The organism is Niastella sp. OAS944, assembly GCA_024809215.1.
Lineage (GTDB): Bacteria > Bacteroidota > Bacteroidia > Chitinophagales > Chitinophagaceae > Niastella.
Map to the genome: position 1 here is coordinate 230183 of JANUBW010000004.1, position 22835 is coordinate 253017.

14 protein-coding genes are annotated in these 22835 nt (G+C 45.6%); 6 read left to right on the forward strand and 8 right to left on the reverse strand.

The genetic code is table 11. The features are described from left to right. Nucleotides 1–111 precede the first annotated feature (111 nt). Complete coding sequence (locus GGD38_RS19355) at nucleotides 112–876, forward strand: DeoR/GlpR family DNA-binding transcription regulator (RefSeq protein ID WP_375302036.1); 765 nt, start codon at nucleotides 112–114, stop codon at nucleotides 874–876. 492 nt (nucleotides 877–1368) lie between these two features. After that, a complete protein-coding gene (locus tag GGD38_RS19360) occupies nucleotides 1369–5082 on the forward strand; it encodes a choice-of-anchor Q domain-containing protein (protein ID WP_375302037.1) in 3714 nt (1237 codons plus the stop codon). Nucleotides 5083–5252: 170 nt separating this feature from the next. Here the strand turns inward: GGD38_RS19360 and GGD38_RS19365 are convergent, their stop codons facing one another. Continuing rightward, a complete protein-coding gene (locus GGD38_RS19365; RefSeq protein WP_375302038.1) occupies nucleotides 5253–5639 on the reverse strand; it encodes a hypothetical protein in 387 nt (128 codons plus the stop codon). 78 nt (nucleotides 5640–5717) lie between these two features. After that, nucleotides 5718–6176, reverse strand: coding sequence for an SRPBCC family protein (locus GGD38_RS19370; RefSeq protein WP_375302039.1), 459 nt, complete (start codon nucleotides 6174–6176; stop codon nucleotides 5718–5720). 406 nt (nucleotides 6177–6582) lie between these two features. Here GGD38_RS19370 and GGD38_RS19375 point away from each other — a divergent pair, with 406 nt between their 5' ends. Continuing rightward, nucleotides 6583–8484, forward strand: a complete 1902-nt coding sequence (locus GGD38_RS19375; RefSeq protein ID WP_375302040.1) for an AAA domain-containing protein — start codon at nucleotides 6583–6585, stop codon at nucleotides 8482–8484. Nucleotides 8485–8487: 3 nt separating this feature from the next. On the opposite strand, the gene GGD38_RS19380 is transcribed toward GGD38_RS19375, so the two are convergent. Further along, entirely contained in the window at nucleotides 8488–10308 is a 1821-nt protein-coding gene (locus GGD38_RS19380; RefSeq protein ID WP_375302041.1) for an ABC transporter ATP-binding protein, read from the reverse strand. A 188-nt stretch (nucleotides 10309–10496) separates the two neighbouring features. Between GGD38_RS19380 and GGD38_RS19385 the strand changes: the two genes are divergently transcribed. From GGD38_RS19385 to GGD38_RS19395, 3 genes are all read left to right on the forward strand, one after another. After that, the gene (locus GGD38_RS19385; protein WP_375302042.1) at nucleotides 10497–11249 is read left to right on the forward strand and encodes an SDR family oxidoreductase; all 753 of its coding nucleotides are present in this window, start codon (nucleotides 10497–10499) and stop codon (nucleotides 11247–11249) included. A gap of 39 nt (nucleotides 11250–11288) precedes the next feature. Beyond that, nucleotides 11289–11873, forward strand: a complete 585-nt coding sequence (locus GGD38_RS19390) for a TetR/AcrR family transcriptional regulator (RefSeq protein ID WP_375302043.1) — start codon at nucleotides 11289–11291, stop codon at nucleotides 11871–11873. 201 nt (nucleotides 11874–12074) lie between these two features. Continuing rightward, complete coding sequence (locus GGD38_RS19395) at nucleotides 12075–13673, forward strand: Na+/H+ antiporter (protein ID WP_375302044.1); 1599 nt, start codon at nucleotides 12075–12077, stop codon at nucleotides 13671–13673. A gap of 2 nt (nucleotides 13674–13675) precedes the next feature. Here the strand turns inward: GGD38_RS19395 and GGD38_RS19400 are convergent, their stop codons facing one another. From GGD38_RS19400 to GGD38_RS19420, 5 genes are all read right to left on the reverse strand, one after another. Beyond that, on the reverse strand, nucleotides 13676–16288 hold the full coding sequence (locus GGD38_RS19400; RefSeq protein ID WP_375302045.1) for a PAS domain S-box protein: 2613 nt from the start codon (nucleotides 16286–16288) through the stop codon (nucleotides 13676–13678). Nucleotides 16289–16786: 498 nt separating this feature from the next. Then, entirely contained in the window at nucleotides 16787–17845 is a 1059-nt protein-coding gene (locus GGD38_RS19405) for a PmoA family protein (protein WP_375302046.1), read from the reverse strand. 86 nt (nucleotides 17846–17931) lie between these two features. Further along, the gene (locus tag GGD38_RS19410; RefSeq protein WP_375302047.1) at nucleotides 17932–19287 is read right to left on the reverse strand and encodes a Gfo/Idh/MocA family protein; all 1356 of its coding nucleotides are present in this window, start codon (nucleotides 19285–19287) and stop codon (nucleotides 17932–17934) included. 366 nt (nucleotides 19288–19653) lie between these two features. Next, a complete protein-coding gene (locus GGD38_RS19415) occupies nucleotides 19654–20424 on the reverse strand; it encodes a cupin domain-containing protein (RefSeq protein ID WP_375302048.1) in 771 nt (256 codons plus the stop codon). A gap of 158 nt (nucleotides 20425–20582) precedes the next feature. Continuing rightward, a complete protein-coding gene (locus tag GGD38_RS19420; protein ID WP_375302049.1) occupies nucleotides 20583–22832 on the reverse strand; it encodes a cellulase family glycosylhydrolase in 2250 nt (749 codons plus the stop codon). Nucleotides 22833–22835: the final 3 nt, after the last annotated feature.

A 22835-nucleotide genomic window follows, 5' to 3' on the forward strand; every position in this document is an offset into this window, starting at 1 on the left:
AGTTTTGCATATTGTGATTTATTTGGATCTTGGAATTTGTGATTTGTGATTTAGCTTCCTAAAAACCATTAACCTTCAATTATTCAAAAAGCTACTTAGCACTTTAATCATATGACCATCACAGACAGACACCAGCTTATAATTCAGAAACTGCAGGAAAACGGACGGGTTGATATTCAGGAACTGAGCGAAGAACTGCAGGTTTCGGGCGTTACCATTCGTAAAGATCTTAAACTGCTGGAGGAGAAGAACCTGTTGTTCCGCACCAAGGGCGGCGGTTCTATCAATAACCCTTACGCTGCTGAACGCACCATCAATGAGAAGGAATTCATCAATGCCGATCAAAAGAAAAAGATAGCGAAAGCGGCGCTTAGCCTGCTGGGTCAGAACGATAGTATTATCATTGGTTCGGGCACAACAGTATTCGAGCTGGCGCAGGCATTGTACCCACCCAAACATATAACCGTTATTACACCCGCCTTGCGTGTTGCTATGGAATTATGCAACCGGCCAAACGTTGATATTTTACAAATCGGCGGACTTATTCATCACAGCTCAGCTTCTGCTGCCGGCGCTTTTGGCGAACGCTTGCTGGAAGACATTTCGTGCGGACTGCTGTTTATGGGCGTTGATGGTATTGAACCAGAATTCGGATTAAGTATTACCAACCTGGCAGAAGCCAGTCTTGATAAAAAAATGATCTCCGTAGCGCAACAGGTGGTTGTAATGGCCGACAGCACCAAGTTTGGCCGCCGCGGTATTGGTCGCATCTGCGGCCTCGACCAGGTTGATTATATTATTACTGATGCGGGGGCACCGATGGATAGTATCCGGCAATTAGAAGAGAAAGGAGTTAAGACAATTATTGCTGAGTAATCCTTGCCTAAAGGTTGTGTGTACCCTGTGTGAACCATGTGTCAAATAGCATACTTTACTAAGGGAACACACATGTTTGACACATGGCTGACACATGCATTATGCATTTCGTCCCAGGTTTTATGTGTGCTCGTCCCATTTTTATATAGAGCTTACGCAGCAATTATGCAACTCGTCCCTCACTTGACACATGCTCGTCCCAGGTTTGACACATGCCCGTCCCATTTTTTAAAATTGCGTTGATCATATTACTACTTTTGTGATGCGTACGTAAGTTCATTGAAATAGTTGATAGTTGACATGTTAACGAGTTAACAGGTTGACAAGGAGGTCAATGTCGAAGCTCGCAACTAATTGTTACTGTCCAAATTCTTTATTGAATATCAGCCATTTACCCACTTATCCTGTATGCTGTCTACACTTTGTCTACGCCCTTTACTCGTATTTCACCGGGGTACTTGCGTTTTTTGTGGCAGCAATTACAGCCCTTTTATGAAAGCTAATTACACCCCTACTCCCTTCGTTTTTTTAATTACCATCTTACTGACAATTACGCAAACTGCGTCGGCCACCATTAGGTATGTTTCACAATGGGGCACCGGCGGCGGCACATCGTGGGGCAATGCCAGCGGCGATCTGAAAGCAATGATCGATGCCAGCCAACCGGGCGATGAAGTATGGATACTGGAAGGAACGTACCAGACACCCGACAACCAGTCGATCGTAATGCGGCCCGGCGTAAAAATTTATGGCGGTTTTTACGGCGGCGAAACTTCCCCGGCCCAGCGCGACCTGTTAAACCATGAAACCAGGCTATATCCCTACGATAATGAAGTGCTGATCCAAAACATCAATAATGGGCTAACCAGCACAGCCTTGCTCGATGGTTTTATCCTTACAGATGCCGTTCAAAGCGCCGTTATTAACCAGAATTCATCACCGGCTTTCACCAATTGTACATTCGAGAACAACAGCACCTCCTCTAGTGGCGGAGCCATGAAAAACACCGGTTCCTCGCCAACAATAACCAATTGTTTGTTTAGGTGGAATACAGCAGGCGATATGGGTGGCGCCATATACAATTATCAAAATTCATCCCCTTTATTAACCGCGTGCACTTTCACTTCTAATGAGGCCGATTATGGTGGTGGTATGGCCAATGATTTTCGCTCATCGCCCACACTCAACAATTGCCTGTTCAATGAAAATAAGGTCATAAACGGTGGAGGTATATTTATAACCACAAACTGTGCGCCCGTACTTAACTCCTGTACATTTAATGAAAACGAAGCCTCAATCGGCGCAGGTATTTACAGCTCAGATGCAAGTCCGGTACTTACAAACTGTACTTTTACCACCAATTATGTAAACAATTACGGCGGCGGCATATATAGTAAAAATTCAGCCATTACACTTTATAATTGCACTATCAGAAGCAATTCGGCCACTTATGGCGGCGGCCTGTATTGCGAATCTTCCACCTGCCATGTAGTCAACTGCCTTTTAAGTGGCAATAGTGCAAGCTACGCGGGAGGCGGCGCATATACCCGGGGTTACTATGTTTCCTTCACCAATTGCACTATTACCAGCAACTCAGCAACCTCTTTAGGTGGCGCCATGTATAACAACACAACAACCAATCTTTTCATCCGGAATTCCATTATATATAATAACAACTCGGGAATATCCAATAACCTTACAACTCCGGCCATAAGCAACAGCCTGGTACAGGGACTAACAGCCACCACTAACGGAAATATTTCCGGCACCACAAACCCTTTGTTTGTAGCTCCGGTTCCACCCAACTCAGGCATCGACGCCCATTTGGCAGCAGACTACCACCTGCAGGCCTGCAGCCCTTTAGTGAACAAAGGCAGCAACAACTTCTATGCTGTTGGGCAGAGCCCCGACCTGTCGGCCATCACTACCGACCTCGATGGCAATGCACGTTTTTACAACGGCAGCGCGGCAGACATGGGTTGTTATGAACGAACAGGTGAGCCAACTATCTCTGCAACCAATGGCATCATTTATGTAAAGGCCAATGGCACCGGTACAGGAGAAAGCTGGGCCTGCGCCACCGGCGATCTGCAGGCGGCCATAAATGGAGCAGTCAGCGGAAACCAGGTATGGGTGGCCGGTGGTATTTATATACCTAACCGAAGGTCAGATGCTACCGGCGTTATTACTGTCGGCGACCGCAACAATGCATTTGTATTAAAGAACGATGTAAAAATTTATGGCGGTTTTGCCGGAACCGAAACCTCATTGACCGATCGCAATCTTTCATTAACGGCCAATGCCAGCATACTTAGCGGCGACCTCAGCAGCAACGACAATGGCTTTACCAATAACGGTGAGAACGCTATACATGTAGTAGTTAGTTCCGGAAACAATAGCGCTACCCTGCTCGATGGCTTTACCATACAGGGCGGCAATTGCGACAATAGCGGCGGCGCAGGTATTGCCTGTAATAATTCATTAGCCGTATTCAATAACCTCATCGTAAAAGGCAACGCCGGCCGCTATGGCGCCGGTCTTAATATAAGCTCCTCATCACCCACTATTACCAATAGCATTATTACCGGTAACGCCGGCTTCTATGGCGGCGGCATCATAGGCAGCAATTGCGGCGCTATTATTACCAATGTAATTATTAGTGGCAATACGGCAGTAGAACAAGGCGGCGGTATGTATAACGAATGGAGCGTAGCACCGGTTCTTACCAATGTAACCATTGCAGGTAACAGTACCCAATATGGGCCGGGCGGCGCTATGTACAATAACCTGGGGCCCGCATTGCAGCTGCGCAATTGTATTGTATATGGCAATAGCAGCGGCATTTATAATAATGCAGGCACACCCAATATACAATACAGCCTGGTACAGGGAGAAGCCAGTACCGCCAATGGCAATATCAATGGTTCTACCAACCCATTGTTTGTGAACCAGCCAGCTGCCGGACTGAACACCGGCGGCGATTTCCGGCTACAGGCGTGCAGCCCGGGCATTAATGCAGGCAGCAGTTCAGTTTACAGCGTTGGCCAAACGCCCAACCTCTCGGCCGTTACAACCGATCTTAATAAAGCCGCACGAACACAAGGCACAACAGTAGATATGGGTGTATATGAATTTACCGGCAACTACAATGGCAATCCCGGCGCCACTGATCTTTTAGGCGTGAATAACGACGCCGCCTCTACGCCTATATCAGGCATCACAAATTGTATTGCCAGCAACACCGACTGCCGCCTGATCGCCACGCTGCAATCAACAAACGACCCCTACAACCCTCTTAATGGCAATGTAAACACCAAAGTATGGATAGAAAGCAGTCAGCCTTCCGATTATGTAAAACGTCATTATGAAATATATACGGTAAATAACAGGCGTTATGCAGTTGGTAAAGCAACACTTTATTTTACCCAGGCCGAGTTCGACGATTTTAATGCAGTAAACACGATAAAACTACCCACCGGTCCGGGCGATGCCCTGGGAAAAGGCAACCTGGTCATTTATCAATACAAAGGCAACAGCTCCGATGGCACCGGACAACCTAACACGTTTACCCCCGGAGATCAGTCGACCATTAACCCGGCCAACAATGCCATTATATGGAACGCCACCAAAGCCCGTTGGGAAGTGACATTCGACTTTACCGGTACCAATGGCTTTTTTGTATCATCCGAAATAGATGTATTACCGCTCACCCTGCTCAACTTCAATGGCCATACTTACAATGGTTACAACCAACTGCAATGGGAAACCGCCGACGAAGTGAATACCAGTCATTTTATACTGGAACGTAGCACCAATGGCAACACATATGCATCAGTGGCTACCATACCGGCAGGCAACAATGTTTACAGCTATAAGGACTACAATTCCTTCAATGGAAAAATATATTACCGGTTGAAGATGGTTGATAAAGACGGGCAATTCACTTACAGCACCATTGTAACATTGAACAATAACGGCACAGGTTCGGTTAGCATTTACCCTAACCCTGCCAATGATAAAGTATACCTAAACACCGGCAGTGAACTATTGCAACAGAGCGCCCGTTTGTATGACGTTAGCGGTCAGCTGCTGCAAACCATTCAAATAAGAAATACCCTTCAACCCATATATGTACAACACCTGAAAAGCGGATTGTACCTGTTGCAATTTGATAATGGAACAACGGTAAAGTTTGTAAAGAAATAGAGAACGGGTGGTGTTTTAAAAAAAGAAAATCTCCCATACATTGGGAGATTTTTCTATAAATAAAGTTACAGGTACCGGTTACCGGTTTCCGGGGTCCTTATTTCAGGATCAAAGTTACTCTGTATTTGTATTCCCTGGAAACCGGAAACAGGGAACCGGAAACTTCATAGTTAAGCATTTGAAGTTTCCGTTTTCACTGCAGTAGCTTCGGCAGAAGTTTGTACCGGAACAGGAACCGCTTCTTCTTCAACCCAACCCTCGGGTAAATAACCTTTATACTTCTGCATTAACGGATTCATTTTTTTCTTCACCCATTTAGAGATGACCTCAAACACTATAAAGCCAATGATAATGGAAATGGCCCACTCCATAAAGCTGAAGGTTTGTTTATCAACGACTGTTTTTTTTGCGGTAAGTCCCCACAGGTTTTTAATACTGCGGGTAGTAAAAAAATGCGCAACCAGGCGGGTTGAGGCCATACCAATGGCAAAACCTATAAAATTGCCTGTATAGCTGCTGTATACATATTGCAGGAACTTCTGGCTGGTTTGTTTCATAGACGACAGTTTGATGATGGTGTCACCAAAATAATATCTTCTACGCGTAAAAGCCAGCATGTGTAAAAATTAACCATTTTACAACACAACCATCCTGCGATTGCTGGTTTCCAGCATCCGTTTCAGCTGTTTTAAATTCCTGCGGTTAATATTTCTGATGGTAAGGGCCATAAAAGGCGTTATCATTCGCGATAAGGCGCGGGGAATGCCGCGGCTCCAAACAGTCATACAGGTGGTATTTTCATTAACGGCCTGCCAGGCAACCACCGTTTCCATACGCATGTTGCTGTTGCGGGTTTTCATTACCATTTTCTGATTGGGAATGAACTCCACCACTTCGCATACGTATTGCTGGTAACGCCGCATGCCCCGTTCATTGAAAACGATCTTTGCGCCGGCGCGTATGGGAACGTGCTGGTTCCAATCAACTGTTTTAATATGAGAACACCAACTGGGAGCATTGCCAGGATCAGAAACATATTCGGCCACTATTTCCTTAGGGAGATTGATAATAATCTCGGTTTTTACGTTTACCATTATTAATGCATCTAAATAAACAAATCCATTTTAGCGAGGGTCGGATGCGGCTTTCAAAATTCAATCGGAGATATTGTAAAAATCGGGAGGCCAAATATAAATGTTTAAGCAATACTAACCTCAATTACCATTCGAAAATGCCGAAGTTCATGGTTTCTGGTGATTAGTTTCAAGTTCTCAGTTCACAGTTCACAGCTCTCAGTTCCCGGTTATTCAGCTATTCAATTATTGAGTTGCTGACTAATTGCCGGCCACCGGCGATAGCAAGTGGCGGTTGCAGCTGTATTTGCTTTTAGCTTTCAGCTTTAGGCTTTAGACCATCTTCTATTAACCTGAAAATAAACAACTTACCACACAATTACCCATTATAACAAATCATAAACCAGAAAGAGATTATTTTTGCCGCATGGATTATTTCAAAAGCCTGCTCGATCTGCTGAAAATAGAACGTGAAGAGGACCGGCAATTATACCTGAAACTGAAACAAACATCTTCTGTTGCACAACGCAGGGCCAGTGGACTTACCTGGTATCCCATTGCTATTCGCGACCAGGAAATGAGCCGTGGTGATTATCTTACCGTTGAAGTTGAACGTACTACACATCAGGATATTATTCACCAACTGCGCTTTGGTGTGCCGGCGGTGTTGTTCTCGAACCACGACCCCGAAAGCAATAAAGTTGAAGGCACCATTACTTTTGTAAAAGGCAACCGGCTAAAGATCACTTTGCGCACCGATGAACTGCCCGATTGGGCCAGCGATGGCAAACTGGGTATTGACCTGTTGTTCGACGATAACAGCTACGATGAAATGCAAAGCGCCTGCAAGCTGGCATCAACCCTTGCTGAAAAACCCGCCGAAGGCCGGTTGATACAAATACTTACGGGTAATAAAAAGCCTGCATTTGAGACCAGCGCCCCCGCAGTTATACCATCATTAAATATATCGCAACAAGCCGCTGTAAATAAAATACTCGCGGCAAATGACCTGGCCATTGTACACGGCCCGCCGGGAACGGGTAAAACCACTACCCTGGTACAGGCCATTAAAGCCATGATAAAAAGAGACAACCAGCAGATACTGGTGGTGGCACCCAGCAATACTGCTGTGGACCTGCTGAGCGAAAAATTAAGCGATGAGGGACTGAACGTATTACGCGTAGGTAACCCGGCCCGGGTAAGCGAACGGTTATTTTCGTTAACGCTCGATTACAAGATGGCCGAGCACAGCCATACCAAGGAAACAAAACGCCTTAGAAAACAGGCGGCAGCCTATCTTGATATGGCGCACAAGTACAAACGCCATTTTGGAAAGGCGGAACGCGATCAGCGCAAGGCCCTGTTTGCCGAAGCGCGCAACATTATGAAGGAGGTCGACAATTCGGAACAATACATCATCAACGACCTGGTGGCCAAAGCGCAGGTGATCACCGCTACGCTGGTTGGCGCCAATCATTATACCGTACGTAACCTTAAGTTCAACACCATAGTGATCGACGAAGCCGGCCAGGCCCTTGAACCTGCCTGCTGGATACCCATTTTAAAAGCACAGAAAGTGATACTGGCAGGCGACCATTGCCAGTTGCCACCCACCGTAAAAAGCGCCGAAGCCGCCAAAAACGGACTGGCCACCACCCTGCTTGAAAAATGCGTGGCCCTGCATCCTGAGTCGGTAGTATTGCTGGAAGAACAATACCGTATGAATGAAGTGATCATGGGTTATTCTTCTTCTACATTTTATGACGATCGATTAAAAGCGCATGCATCCGTAGCCAGGCATGTGTTGTTCAACAATGATAATCCACTGGTATTTGTAGATACTGCCGGCTGTGGCTTTGATGAAAAAACAGAACAAACCAGTACCTATAATCCGGAAGAAGCAGCCTTCCTGTTCCGCCACCTTACCCAACTGGTGTCGGCGCTCGACAGCCATTACAAACCCGATAATTTTCCAAGCATTGCCATTATTTCGCCCTATAAACAACAGATAGATACGTTAAAGGAGCAATTCCAAAGCTCACCTGCATTACAGGTATATGAGCATAAGATAGCCATCAATACCATCGATAGCTTTCAGGGCCAGGAGCGCGATATTGTTTACATCAGTATGACACGTAGCAACCCCGATAGCCGCATCGGCTTTTTGAGCGACATTCGCCGCATGAACGTGGCCATGACGAGGGCGCGCAAAAAGCTGGTGATCATTGGCGATAGCGCTACCCTGTCGCAATTCGATTTCTATTCCAATTTTATTACCTGGGCGCAGGACAGGAATGCATATCAGAGTGCGTGGGAGTTTGCTGAATAAGTATTATACATCCTGTGTTTCCAAATATCGCTTGGCCTGCATATTGTACAGGGCCGCATACTGTTTATCGAGCAGCATAAGCTCCTTATGCGAACCGAATTCGGTAATGCGGCCATGTTCCATTAATATGATCTTATCGGCGTTCTTTACGGTGCTGAAGCGGTGTGAAATAAGGATCACCGATTTACCCTCCATATTCTTTTCCAGCGTATTGAAGATCCTTTCTTCCGTTACCGCATCGATGGAAGCGGTAGGTTCATCGAGGATAGTTACAGCAGCATTACGATAAAACATACGCGCCACTGCCAGCCGCTGGTGCTGCCCCTTCGACAGATCGATACCGCCGGCAAAATCTTTCCATATCAACTGATCATAATTCTTTATAAAATCATCGGCGCCCGAAAATTGCGCAGCCTGAATTAGACGGGCATCTTTATCGCCCTGCAGGCTGCCGTTCTCATCTAACCGGCCCACGCCAATAGATTCGCGAATGCTTAAATTATAAATGGGAAAATCCTGGAACAGGATACCCAGTGCGCTCTGCCAGCTTTCGAGTTTTATATCTTTTAAATTAATACCGTTTATATAAATGTTTCCCCCGGTAGGATCATATATACGGCAAAGCAGTTTAATGAGCGTTGTTTTGCCCGAACCATTTACTCCCACAATGGCTACTTTTTCACCGGGCTTTATTGTGAAAGTAAGATCGTGCAACACATAGGGCGTTTCGCCTTCCTCAGCAGGATATCGAAATGAAACATGATCAAATTCTATCAGCGGTGGTTGCTTACTATCAATACTCACTGCATTTTCTTTCGAAACAATGCGGGGCTGTATATCAAACAGCTCGAACCAGCGGGCGGCATATCGCGATGCTTCTTCTGCCACGGAAATACTTTCAATATATCCGTTTATGGTTTGGTAAAACCGGGTATAGGTACTAAAGGCCAGCAACAAACCGCCTACGGCAATACCACCGGTCAGCGCTTCATTTGTCATTAATGCAATGGCAGCAAACAGGAACAACAAATACCAAAGGCTCATGATGCTATATGAAATGGCTTTCTTGCGTTCGGCCTTTACAATTTTATCATTGAACTCCTCTTTACGGCTTTTAATTTGCCCGTGTAACCAGCCCTGTAATTTGAGCAGAATAACATCAACCGCCTTTTGTAATTCTTCGAAATGCGAAATGCGATTGCGAATAATACGCTGGTCGTTTATAGAGAAATGCCTGATGCGGAACACCTCCATGCTGTATTTATTATAAAAGAAATACACCGGCGCAGCGGCCAGTACAGCAAATACTACCAGCCAGTAATTCAGCGACCACAGGATAGTGATAGAGGTTATGATGCTGGCAAAATTATGGGCCGAACTAAAAAAGAAATCCTGCAGGCTCAGCACACTGCCCGTGCCCCACTCCTGCGCACTTCGTAACAGGTTTTGATAAGAACTGCTTTCAATGGTGCCAATATCTAATTTACCCTGCCGTTCTATTTTATACAGATCGAGGTGCAGGCTTTGTTGCATACGAAAGATCATGCGGTAGTGCCCGCCCAGGTTGCTGATAAAAACCGGCACCAGGAACGATAGCCCCAACACCACCGACAACCATATCAACTGGCTGGTTTTACCAGTTCCCTGTTTTATTTTAATGATCTCATCAACAATAGCTGAAAAACTGGTGAACTGCAGGTATATAATAGCGCCATTAAAAACACTGATCAACATGAGGATTATGAGCAGCCTTCTGTTGGTTCGCCATGCAAAACCTATTGATTTAATGGCTATAGTGAACATATTCTTGTTGTTATTCTTCATTCAGTTGTATTATAGTAATTACAGAGAGCAACATAATTTACGAAAAAAAGTTCACCAGCCCGGCAACGAAATGAATTTGTTAATACCGGAAAATTTATTTGGAACATTCGTTCCAATACCTCTACATTTGTACCGGAATGATCGTTCCGATATTAATTACTCAAACAATTTAATTCAATCCATCAATTATGAGTCGTTTACAAAATAAGGTAGCCCTTATTACCGGGGGTAACAGCGGTATTGGTTTTGCCACAGCCAAAGAATTTCTTGAACAGGGCGCTAAAGTTATTATTACCGGCCGCAGCGAAGCAGGATTGGCACAAGCTAAAAAAGAATTGAACGGGCAGGTTCATACCATTTTATCGAATACCAGCAGCCTGAGCGATATTCGCAACCTGGCCAAAGAAGTACAACAAATAACCCCGCATTTGGATGTAGTATTTGTAAATGCCGGCATTGGTAAATTCGCCCCTATTGAAGCGGTTACAGAAGAGCATTTTGACGAACAATTCAATATCAATGTAAAGGGGGCCTTTTTCACTATACAGGAATTATTGCCGTTGGTAAAAGATGGCGGTTCCATCATTCTTAACAGCTCTATCAACGCACATTTGGGCATGGCCAACTCGAGCGTTTATTCGGCTACAAAAGCGGCGTTGCTTACATTTGCGCGTTCGTTATCAGCAGAGTTATTACCCCGCCGCATCCGGGTAAATGCCATCAGTCCGGGCCCTGTTGTTACACCTATATTCGGAAAGACCGGCATACCAGCCGATCAAATGGACGGATTAAAATCTGCTATCCAAAGCAAAGTACCTATTGGCCGCTTCGGCGATGCTTCTGAAATTGCCAGGGTTGCTACCTTCTTCGCTTCGGATGATTCTACCTTTGTACTGGGCACTGAATTGATCGCAGATGGCGGTATCGTTAGCGCTTTCTAAAATTTGTGTACTTTTGGAACGAAAATTCCAAATACGCCGATGCCAAAGACAAAACAATTTGATGAAAGGGAAGTGCTGGTGAAAGCCAGGGAGGTTTTTACGGTAAAAGGATATAACGGCACTTCGATGGACGACCTGGTTCAGGCCACCGGTTTAAGCCGTTCGAGCATATACGATACTTTCGGTGATAAACATGGGTTGTTTCTGAAAAGCCTTGCCCAATATTGTTGTTCGCAACAGGGCGAGCTTGAAAAACAATGTGCCAAAACAGATAGCCCGAAGAAAAAGATCCGCGCAATTTTTGATTATACCATCAGGGATATACTTAACGATAAAGACAAGAAAGGTTGTTTAATGGTAAACATGAGCATGGAACTGAATGCGGTTGACAAAGAAGTGGCTGCCGTTTCTCTTGCGAATATGGAAGGCATGGAACAAACGTTCAGTGCGCTGGTAAAAGAAGGCCAGGCCAAAGGTGAGATCCCCAAAAAGTTTACGCCAAAAGCATTGGGCCGTCTTTTGTATAACAGTTTAATGGGCCTTCGGGTTAGTGGCATTAACCGCCCCGATGCCGATTCGCTAAAAGAAGTGGTAAAGCTTACCCTTTCCATACTGGATGAATAACTTTCCGTAACTTCGCGAATAAAGCTAAACGCTTAACGCGTAACGCTGAACGCGAAAGACAGGCTCGCGAAGCTTGTTTTTCGCGTTTTGTTTTTGACCTGCTGCACACTCAACCCGCTCCATTTTTAGGAGCATTCGACCATTCGGGAGCTGGCGTTAAGCGTTTTGCGTTCAGCGTTCAGCGTCTTACTTTTGCAGCCTATGCTGCAAGACAACTTATTACTGGTGCTTTCGCTTTTATTTGTCATTAGTATCCTCACCATGCTCAGTGGCAAATTAAAAATTGCTTACCCCATATTCCTGGTAATAGGCGGTTTGCTTATAAGCCTCATTCCCGGCATACCTCGTATCTCGCTTCATCCCGACCTGGTGTTCCTTATTTTTCTGCCGCCCTTATTATATGCTGCAGCCTGGAATACCTCCTGGAACGACTTCTGGCGACTTAAACGCCCCATCAGTTTGCTGGGCTTTGGGTTGGTGATCTTTACCTCAGCAGCCGTTGCCTGGATCTCTAATTTATTGATACCCGATTTTTCGCTGGCAGCCGGTTTTCTGCTGGGCGGTATTATATCACCTCCCGACGCCATTGCCGCCACTTCGGTTTTACAGGGACTAAAAGTACCTAAACGGGCAACCATCATCCTTGAAGGGGAAAGCCTGGTAAACGATGCCGCGAGTTTGATCGTATTCAGGTTTGCACTTACTGCTGTACTTACCAGCCAGTTCAATTTGGGAGAAGCTACCCGTACCTTTTTTGTGGTGGCCATCATGGGCATACTTATTGGATTGGCAATTGCGCATATTGTTTATGCCATTCACCGGTTCTTCCCTACAACACCGGCCATCGATGCAGCATTCACACTTATTTCACCCTACATCATGTACATAACGGCCGAGCATTTTCATGTATCGGGTGTACTGTCGGTAGTAAGCGGTGGCTTGTTCCTCACCTTTCGTTCGCAGGACCTTTTTACTTACGATGCCCGTATTCAGGTGCTGGGTTTGTGGGACACGCTGGTTTTTCTGCTGAACGGTTTTGTATTTATACTGATCGGTTTGCAGTTACCCGAAATTGTACGTGGTATAGAAGGTTATTCACTCGGCGAGGCTATCAGGTATGGAGTTATCATAAGTTTGCTTACCATCATCATTCGTATCATTTGGGTTTTTCCGGGTACCTATGTACCAAGAATGTTATTTAAAAGCATTCGTGAAAAAGAGCCTAACCCGGGTTGGCGCAATGTGTTATTGGTTGGCTGGAGCGGTATGCGCGGTGTAGTTTCACTTGCCTCGGCACTGGCAGTACCACTAACACTTACCAATAACCAGGCCTTTCCCCACCGCAACCTTATATTGTTTATTACATTCGTAGTAATACTTATTACACTGGTATTACAGGGGCTAAGCCTGAAACCGTTGATAAAAATATTAAAGATAAAAGGCGATGAAACGCAATCGGAGGAGTTACAGGCGCTTGATATGCGACTGCAATTAGCACGCGTTGTACTGGCCCATATGGATGGCCAGTATGCCAGGGAAATAGAAGGAAACGAGACCTACAAACGTGTGCGCGACCGTTACGCGCGCATGATTGAAATAACCCAGAAAAAACTGGAAGCAGAAGAAACCAACGAGGAGCAGCACAATTTCTTACCCCATTACCGGCAAATGCTGATTGAGCTGGTTGATGTACGCCGCCGCGAACTCAACCGTTTTCGCCATGCGAAGATGTTTAGCGATGAATTGATACGGGAAAGAGAATGGGAACTAGACCTGGAAGAGGCACGTTTAAGAAGGTAAGTCTAAATAACCAACGTATCATTACTATTATCAGGGGCCTGCGGCATGTTCTCAAATTCCACTTTAACAGTGCAACCTTTTCCAGGCGCAGATTCAATATCAACTTTGCCGTTAAACACATCGGCGCGGTTGATGATATTATTAAAACCAATGCCTTTGCGTTTGGTGGCCGGGTCGAAGCCCTTGCCATTATCGCTTATGATCAATGTGATCTTTTTGCCCTGCTCTTTAATGGTGATATTTATTTTACTGGCTTCGGCATACTTTAAAATATTTGTCAACTGCTCCTGCACAATACGGTAAATGGTGAGCTTTAAGCCATAGTCGAGTTTTGCTTCATTGATGCCGCCATGATTGAAACATACTTCAATTTTCTGCGCCCATTTTATATCACCGATCATATCACTAATAGTTTCAATAATGCCCAGATCTTCTGCACTGGGGCTCACCAATGATTTAGACAGCTTACGTATTTCTTCAATGGCCATATGAATATGCTCTGCCGCTTTATTGGTAAACAACTCCCGCTCATCACCTTCGAGGAATGGCGAGCTAAGGAACAATTTAGCCGACGCGAGGATCTGGTTTACATTATCATGCAGCTCCTTCCCTATTTCCGAACGCTCATGCTCCTGCGTATTGATGGTAGCACGGGCAATTTGCCGTTGATGGTTCACTCTTTCTTCCATTAGCCGGGCTTCCTGTTGGCGCAATTGCTCTTCTGCTAATTTATGATTGGTAATATCATGTAATACCCCAACCATTTTATCGGGTTCTCCCAAATGATTTCTGATCAACTGACCTTGCGAATGTAAAATGCGAACGGTACCATCGGGGCGAATAATACGGTGTTCCATGTCAAAATCACCTCTGCCTTCCATGGTATTTTGTAAATTCATCAGCACATACTCTTTGTCATCGGCATGAATAAAAGAGATCTGTTGCTCCGATGTTGGTGGTGCCTCGTCTATATCCCAGCCAAAGATGCGGTACATTTCATCTGACCAAATAGTTTCGCCCGTTTTCAGATTATTTTCCCAACTGCCCAGGCAGGCAATACGTTCGGCCTGTTGCATCAAACGCTGGTGATGCGCTATCTGTTCTTCCGATCTCTTGCGTTCAGTGATATCGATGCAAATGGCAAAATAGCCGGAAAGCTTGCCCTTGTTATCAAATTGTGGTTGCGCCTGCAGGGTGATCCAAACCTTACGGCCCGATTTTGCATAGATCAACAACTCGGTATCAAAAGTGCGATGCGCCCTTTTATTTGCCAGTAAACCTTTTATGGCATTTTCGTTTGTTTCTTCACCATACAAAAAGTCTTCAGGCCGTTTACCAATCACTTCATCGAAGGTATATTCTGTAACCTGCGTAAACGCCGCATTGATCCACTGAATCCTTCTATCTACATCGGTGATCACAACGGGGCTTAATGTTTCACGGGCAATATGAGAAAGCTTTTTCAGTTCTTCTTCAGTGATCTTCTTGGCCGTAATATCGCGCAGAATGGTACTCATGCGTTCTTCCCCGTTAATGTCTTTAAAATAAACCGAAGAGAACTCGCAGGGAAAATGCTCGCCATTCTTTTTTATACCAATCAACTCACCCTGAACAAATCCTTTGGTGATCCGGTCTTTTACCATTTGCAGCAATTCGGGTGTATGCAACACCACCAACTGCCGGTTACGCTTTATAAATTCTTCCTCGGTATATCCAAATAATTCGCAGGCTTGTGTATTTACTTCCAGTATGGTACCATCGGGTTTACCTAATATAAATGCATACAGGCTGCTATTGGCAATGGCCCTGTACTTGGCCTGCCCCAGGTATATCATTTCCTCGGCTTGTTTATGCTGGGTGATGTCCTGAAAAGTACCAACCAGTTGAATGGTCTTATTGAACAGTTGTTTGGGCTTGCCAATAGTACGGATCCATTTCACGGGCGAACCACAACTACTGCAATCCAGTTCAAGATTAAAAGGAATTCCTTTAGTGACGGCCAATTGAACGGCCTGTTTGAATTGCAAATAGGCGTCGTTGCCAACAAATGACAATATATTTTCCCAGGTAATAGAGTTGTATTTTGGAACATCGAGCAGTTTATATAACCCTTCGGTACAGGAAAGCCGGTTGGTTTGCACATCGAGCTGCCAGCCACCGATGCCGGTTGCCAGTTCGGTTTCTTCGAGCAGGTGTTTGTAATTATTTGTTTCGGTAATATCTGTAATACAAACCATTAAAAAGCGCGAGCCATCTGGTTCAGTAATAACATTGAGCTGGCAATTGGCGCCGAAGATGTGGCCGTCTTTTCGAAGTATGGGAAATTCAGTTACTGTTTGTTTGGGAACCGGCGACGACATAGCCGCATTAAACGTATATAAGGTAAAATCGCGCTGTATTTCCGGCACCACTGTAAGAAAGTACTTCCCAATGAGTTCCTTGCGCTCGTACCCTATCATGCGGCAATAGCTCTCATTCATATCCACAAAAAAACCTTCGCAGTCAACAACGAGTATTCCTACTTCCAGCGCATTGAACACTGAATTAAATACCGGATTGCTCGCACTGCTCACCGCAGGAAACTTCGCCCCTTTGCTCTTGGTGTGTATTCGCATAATAACCTTTTAACCAAAACAACCTCGCCAACTGGCAGAAGAAGTCAGTGTAATAATTTAATATTCAGTATTTATCAGGTACCAGAAACGGAATTGTTAGTACAGGAACAGGTCGCCAAAAAATTCTTCCCGTGTACGGCGGGAACAGAGCAGGATAACTGATTAGTGCAGTATTGATTAGTTTGGTAGAATGATTTCACCAGGACTGGTGATAAAAATAAATTTACAATTTTATTTAATAAATAGGTAGAAATTATTGTTACCAGCTGTATGTTTTCTGTTGTTCAACGCGGGTTTAGCGCAATTTCTTAGCCTGGATCATATTATTGGTAAATATATAGACCGTAAAAGGCGGGTTCCCTTTTGAGGGGAGCTCGCCTTTATAATTGAAGGTGAGCCGCTCTTCGAGAGCGACCCACCTTTGATTGTCTATAAAAAAACGGACAAATCCATCTTGACTTGTCCGTTTTACGCTTATTGTTGAAACAAGGATCTACGCTATTTAGCAGTAACGTCCTTGATCTTTGCTTTACCAAAATCATCGGCCAGTTGGTTTAACTGGGCTGCAGATATTGTTACCGGTCCCTGATCAAACACAACACGGTAAACAAAACGAACCGATTCGCCTTTTTTCAGTTTAAGGTTAGTGGCTGTTTTACCACCGCTGAACACTTTTGCACCAAGCGGGTTGGCGGCAAATAAACCATACCCTCTGGCATGCCAGTAGGTAGGATAATTAATGTTGCTTGGGTGATCTATGATGGCAATGCTGATTGAGTCGTTCTTCATTTTACCAAACATCTTACACCATACTGCTCTTGTGCTCCATGCGCTATCGCCTGTTTTGCCGGCGCTGGTAACATAGTTACCGGTGGCCATAGCATCGGTATTTGCTTTTACAACAGTTACATTGCCTTTATCGTCGGTAAATACGCCGTCTTTTTTGCTGCTGATCTGCATTTCATGTGCTACCCGTAAACCCAGCAAACCATCTTTTGCATCGGTAAACAACACTTCCATATTTGCTTTCAGTGTTGTTATACGATCAACAATGCGCTGGCTGCCCGAACCGCTGAACTCATACTGCGTGGTTTCTTCCAGGAGTATATTGTTCTTATTGTCGACCCAGTTGGCATGGTAGGCCAGAATGCCTTTGGCGCCGTCTTCTTTTTTAATGATGCGGTCGGTTTTAATAGAACCGTACATGCCTTTTTTATCGGCCGGAATGGCAAATGAGTTATTCCAGAAATCGAGTCCATTCACGTTCTCGAAATTAAGCCACAGCCCAAGGTGATGCGGGTGATCGGTGGGGTCGCCGGCCAGTGGGTACATGGGATAACCACGAGTGAGCATGGCGCCGTTCTGTGAAAATATGGGATACAAAACCGGCTTGGCTAATGAATCGGGGTAAATAAAACTTGTGAACAGGTTATTGCCGATAATAACATTGATGGTATTCTTGTCTTTTTCCTGTACAAGCTTTACCGTTTCTTTTTTCTGGGCGAAGGATATTGAACTAATAAAACAACCGGCAGCCCAACAAAAGATCTGTTTCATAAAGGTTATATATGGTTTTTTTATGTTATTGAAAAACCTGTCACGCCGGGGGTTGTGACAGGTTTACATTCAATTACAAGTCAAACTTAATACTTAAATGCTTTTCCGCCTACCATTACTTCCTGTGTTTTTTCATCAAAGGTGGCCTTTTGACCGGTGCGTGCAGCAGCTGTGGTCATAATACACGCAATAGAATGGTTATACCCTGCTTCTACTGGCGCATTTGGCGTTTTGCGGCTACGAATGCACTCCATCCAGTTACGCACGTGGTTGCTGGTTAGTTTATCGCCACCGGTATTGGCACTGGCCACCACCGCTTCGGTATTTGATAAACTTAGCTCGGGCAGCAGGTTTGGCTGCATGCCCATATCTTCTGCAAATTTCTTTGTAAGACCGCCTTTAGGCGAAACTGTATTTGTAATGAGGTTGAGCTCACCGCCATTTGAGAAGTAAATTTCAGAGGGGCGTTCGTCGCCATTGTGCATACGGCTGCCAAAAACCACCTGAAAACCATTGGAAGGATCGTTTAACGGACCATAATCAAATACGGCTGTAATAGTATCCCAATTCTTTCTGCCGTCTTTCCACATGTAAATACCGCCATTTGCGACAACGCTGCGCGGGTGGGCCAGTCCACTGAACCAATGCACCGTGTCTATCTGGTGGCTCATCCACTGACCGGGCAAACCTGAAGAATAAGGCCAGAACAGGCGATACTCGAGGTATTTACGCGGGTCGAACGATTCGAATGGACGGTTCATGATAAAGCGTTTCCAATCGGTATCTTCTTCTTTGAGCTCTTTTAATAAAGCAGGGCGGCGCCAGCGGCCAGGCTGGTTTACATTCCAGGTAAGTTCAACCATGGTAATGGGACCAAATTTGCCGGATTTTATAAAGTCTTCAGCGGCGTGGTAGTTTGAACCGCTTCTGCGTTGCGAGCCTATTTGCACAATGCGGTCGGTTGCCTTTACAGCTTTCAGTGCGGCGCGGGCGTCTTCCATAGTTTCAGCAAAGGGCTTTTCGACATAAGCGTCACAACCGGCTTTTACCGCCTCAATGGTATGCAGCGCATGTTGAAAATCGGCTGTACTGATGAACACGGCATCTACCAGTTTTTTGCTGTATAATTCTTCGTTATTGCGACAGGCAACAATATCGTGCCCCATCTTTTCTTTCCATTGTGCAGCCCCCTCTTCCCTTCTCTTCTTCCAGATGTCAGATACGGCAACAATATCGAAATTCAGCTCCTTGTAGTGATTCATAAAACAAGGCATATGCGAACTGCGATGGCGGTCAGAAAAACCTACAACACCTACTCTTACCCTGTCGTTTGATCCTAGTATCCTTCTATAACTTTGTGCAGAAAAGCCAGCCTTTGCAGCTAATAAACCGGCTCCGGCCATAGTGGTTTGCTGAATAAACCGGCGACGAGAATTTTTCATATTCGGCAATTATTAAATTGGTTGTTTGAGTGGCAATAAAATTAAGGAGAAATAAAATACCTCCAAGCCCCCTAATAAGGAGGTTAGTTTGGAAGATGAAGATTGAGGAAGGAAGGTTGCAGGAGAAGTTCTTAGTTCTCAGTTTTTAGTTCTCAGTTTCTTTATGTGAGGCTCGCGATCGCTGTGAATCGTTAATCATGAATGGTGAGTGGTGAGTGGTGAGTGGGCTCGCTAATGTTAAGGCTAATATACTATCTTGCGGCGCCCGAACTTTATTGCCGATTGCCGATTGCCGATTGCCGATTGCCGATTGCCGATTGCCGATTGCCGATTGCCGATTGCCGATTGCCGATTGCCGATTGCCGATCACTGAAACTGCAGCGCAAAATATTCCAACGGCGTAGTTCCGCTATTCTTCAAAGAATGCAATGTTCCCGATGAAAAGAAGATGAGGTCGCCGGCAGCTACGTTTTGGGTCCCTTCGCCTATCAGCGCCAGCCCGGTGCCTTTTCTTACCAATATAATTTCCTCCTGCGGATGTTTATGTGGTGGATGACTGACCAGTCCGCCATTTAATGAGGTAACGTGCAGTTCCATTTTCTGAAACATGGCAGTAAAGCGGTCGAACACCTGGCGTCTTTCGCCTTTTTCGTTTTCCTGTACGCTCCACTGGTCCCAATCGCCGGCAAATGAACCACCGGCCCCTTTACCACGATCGGCATTGATGGGTGTAGTTGTTTTAAAACGCAACGTATAATATATGGTTTGAACCTTACCCGTGTTTTCGAAAGTATGTGCATCGCCCGGCATAATAAGCGCTACGCCGCCCGGGCCAATGATGGTTGAAGTGCTGCTTGTGGTCACCTTTAGATTTCCGTCTTTAACAACAATGAGTTCTTCTGCATCGGCATGCGACAGCATGGAATGGGGTGTTTTACCCGGCTCCAATTCAACCACCTTAATATCGAGATTTGCTAAAGTTGCAGTGGCGCCATTGGCCACTTTCATAAAGCTGAAGCTGGTGTCTTTTTCAACGGCAAAACTTTTCCAGCCAAATACTTTTGAGGTTATTGTTCCTTGTTGCGCAGCTGCAAAAAGGCTGGTTAAAACGGTAATGGTCAGGAAGATAGGTCTCATGGCACAAATATAACAGGTATTCGTTATAAGATGCAATGTCCTATCTATAACGCCAATTCGTAGCATTGGATTGTGGATAACCTGGGAAAAATGAAAACCGTGCCACGGTTGCCTGCAACGACACAGAAACCATGACACGGTCAGAAATCAAACGTAACCTATTCTTTGATCAGTTTCGTTGTGGTTATTTTACCATTATGCACCAGTTTCAAAGTGTACAAACCGGCAGACAAACGGCGCGGCTCAAAGGTAGCACGGTGGCTGCCAGCCGATAAATTGCCATTCACCAGTACGGCCACTTCTTTTCCGGTAATGTCAAATACCGACAGGTATACATGACCCGATTGTTCCATATTGAATATAACCGTATTGCTTTGTTTGAACGGGTTCGGATAGGCCTGTAAGGTAGCGCCGGTTACCGGAGTGGTTGACCGGTCAATAAGCGATGAAACGATCTGCCTTTGTGTAGCAGTTGATGCATTTATCACCAGCTGCGGCGGATTGTTGCCTGCCTCTGCCGAGTTGAAGAAAATACGTGAATCGTTTGCTTCGGCGCTTTTCAGTGCCAGTGAAATGAGTTTACGCCCGGCGGCAATTTCGCTTTTGACGTAATTGGTAACATCCCAGGTTACATAGTTATATGCTGCGCTGGAAACAGCTGCCGTAGCCAAAGCAGTACTACCACTGGCAGGTTTGTTGATCCAGGTAAGGGCATTTTCTGTCCAGCTGGTGGTGGCTACCGAAAATACACTTACAGGTATGCTGGCAATTGTTGTAAGGTCAACCTTGCCATACACTTTCAATTCAACCGAATTAATAGTGCCGGTAACGGTGCTTGCATTGAACAGCAAATAGCTTTCGCGATTATTACCCGTAGCAGTACTGGGGTTCACTTTGCTCATGAGCATGGTGCTATCGGTAGTTCCATGCGTAATGGCGGCATTGGCGCCATCACGTACATACGCATCCTGTATTGGCAGTAATGTATAAAGTTGATTGTTGCCTGTACCGGTTTGAATTTTCACCTCGGTATAACTGTTCCAGGCATTCGCACTATTGCCATGCCCAACTATACGTATGTACTTGGCAGTGCGTGGCGAAAAAGTAAATGTTTCCAGGTTCAGCGAAGTACCACTGCTAACCACGTTGGAGGCTGCAGTTGTCCAGTTTAGCCCATCGGTACCTGTTAAAATATCAAATGAAGATGTACGGGTGTTGCCGCTGTAAAAAGCGATCTGCACGCCCGATACGGTTGTGGCTGTATTTAAACAGAACTGTATGTACTGGCCGTCGCCGCTGGCGCTCCAACGGGTGTTGAGATCATTATCCAACACATTCGTGGGCACATTGCCATCGTTGCTGCTGGCCGTAACAGGTTCGCAAACCGGCGTGCCGCCGCCGGGGAAATCATCGGCCGGGCTTAAAATACGTTCGCGCACCCAGGCACCGGCAGGTTTCAGTCGCGCGGTTGTCCACGGCCCATTGCTACAGGTACCTGTAGTCCATACAGCACCGGAACGATTATCGTCAGAATAGTTCCAGTTTGTCCAGCTGATCTTTTTGGTACGCATAAGATCGATGAACTGCTGCGCCATGGTGAAATCATTTGGCCCATCGCCACTGGCTTCCTGGGTACCAAACTCAGTTACAAATACAGGCAGCCTGTCGCTGGCCGTATTCAACTGGTTCAAATATGCGGTACGGTGGTCCTTTGCATAAAAGTGAAAGGTGTACATTACGTTTGCATGTGTTAACGGATTGTTGAACACATCCTGTAAAGAACCATCGCCCGACAAGCCGAATGTTGACCAGCCATGCGTGCCTACAAGAATAACCGCATCGTCGTCAATGGCACGAATATGCGGTATCATCTGATCGGCATAGGTCTTGATCTTTGCCCAGGTAGCGCCAGAGTTGGGTTCATTACAAATGTCGTAGATGATGTTATTCTTGGTTTTGTGCGCATTGGCAATAGCAGTGAAGAATGTTTTTGCGCGCGACAAATTGTAATTAGGATCGCCTGGTGTCAATTGATGCCAGTCGACCAGCGCATACATACCTCGCTCGGTAGCTTCTTCAATAAGGCGGTTTACCTGCGCCGTAAAACCTGCCGGATCGGTTTCATAACCACCTTCCTGTACGTACAGGGAAATGCGCAGCACATCGGCGCCCCAATCATAAGCAAGGGCATCGAGCGAGGCTTCGGTTAAACAGCTTCCCCACCCATACCATTGAATACCGTGCGTGCTCATACCACGCAACTGAATGGGATTGCCATACTGGTTACATAATTTAGTACCGATCACGCGCAGCTGGCCGTTCTTGGCCACTGGTGTTTGCGCGTTTGCTACTGATGCGGTTAGCAGCAACAGTAAGCTCCATAAGAGACGATTTGGTGTTTTTCTCATTGG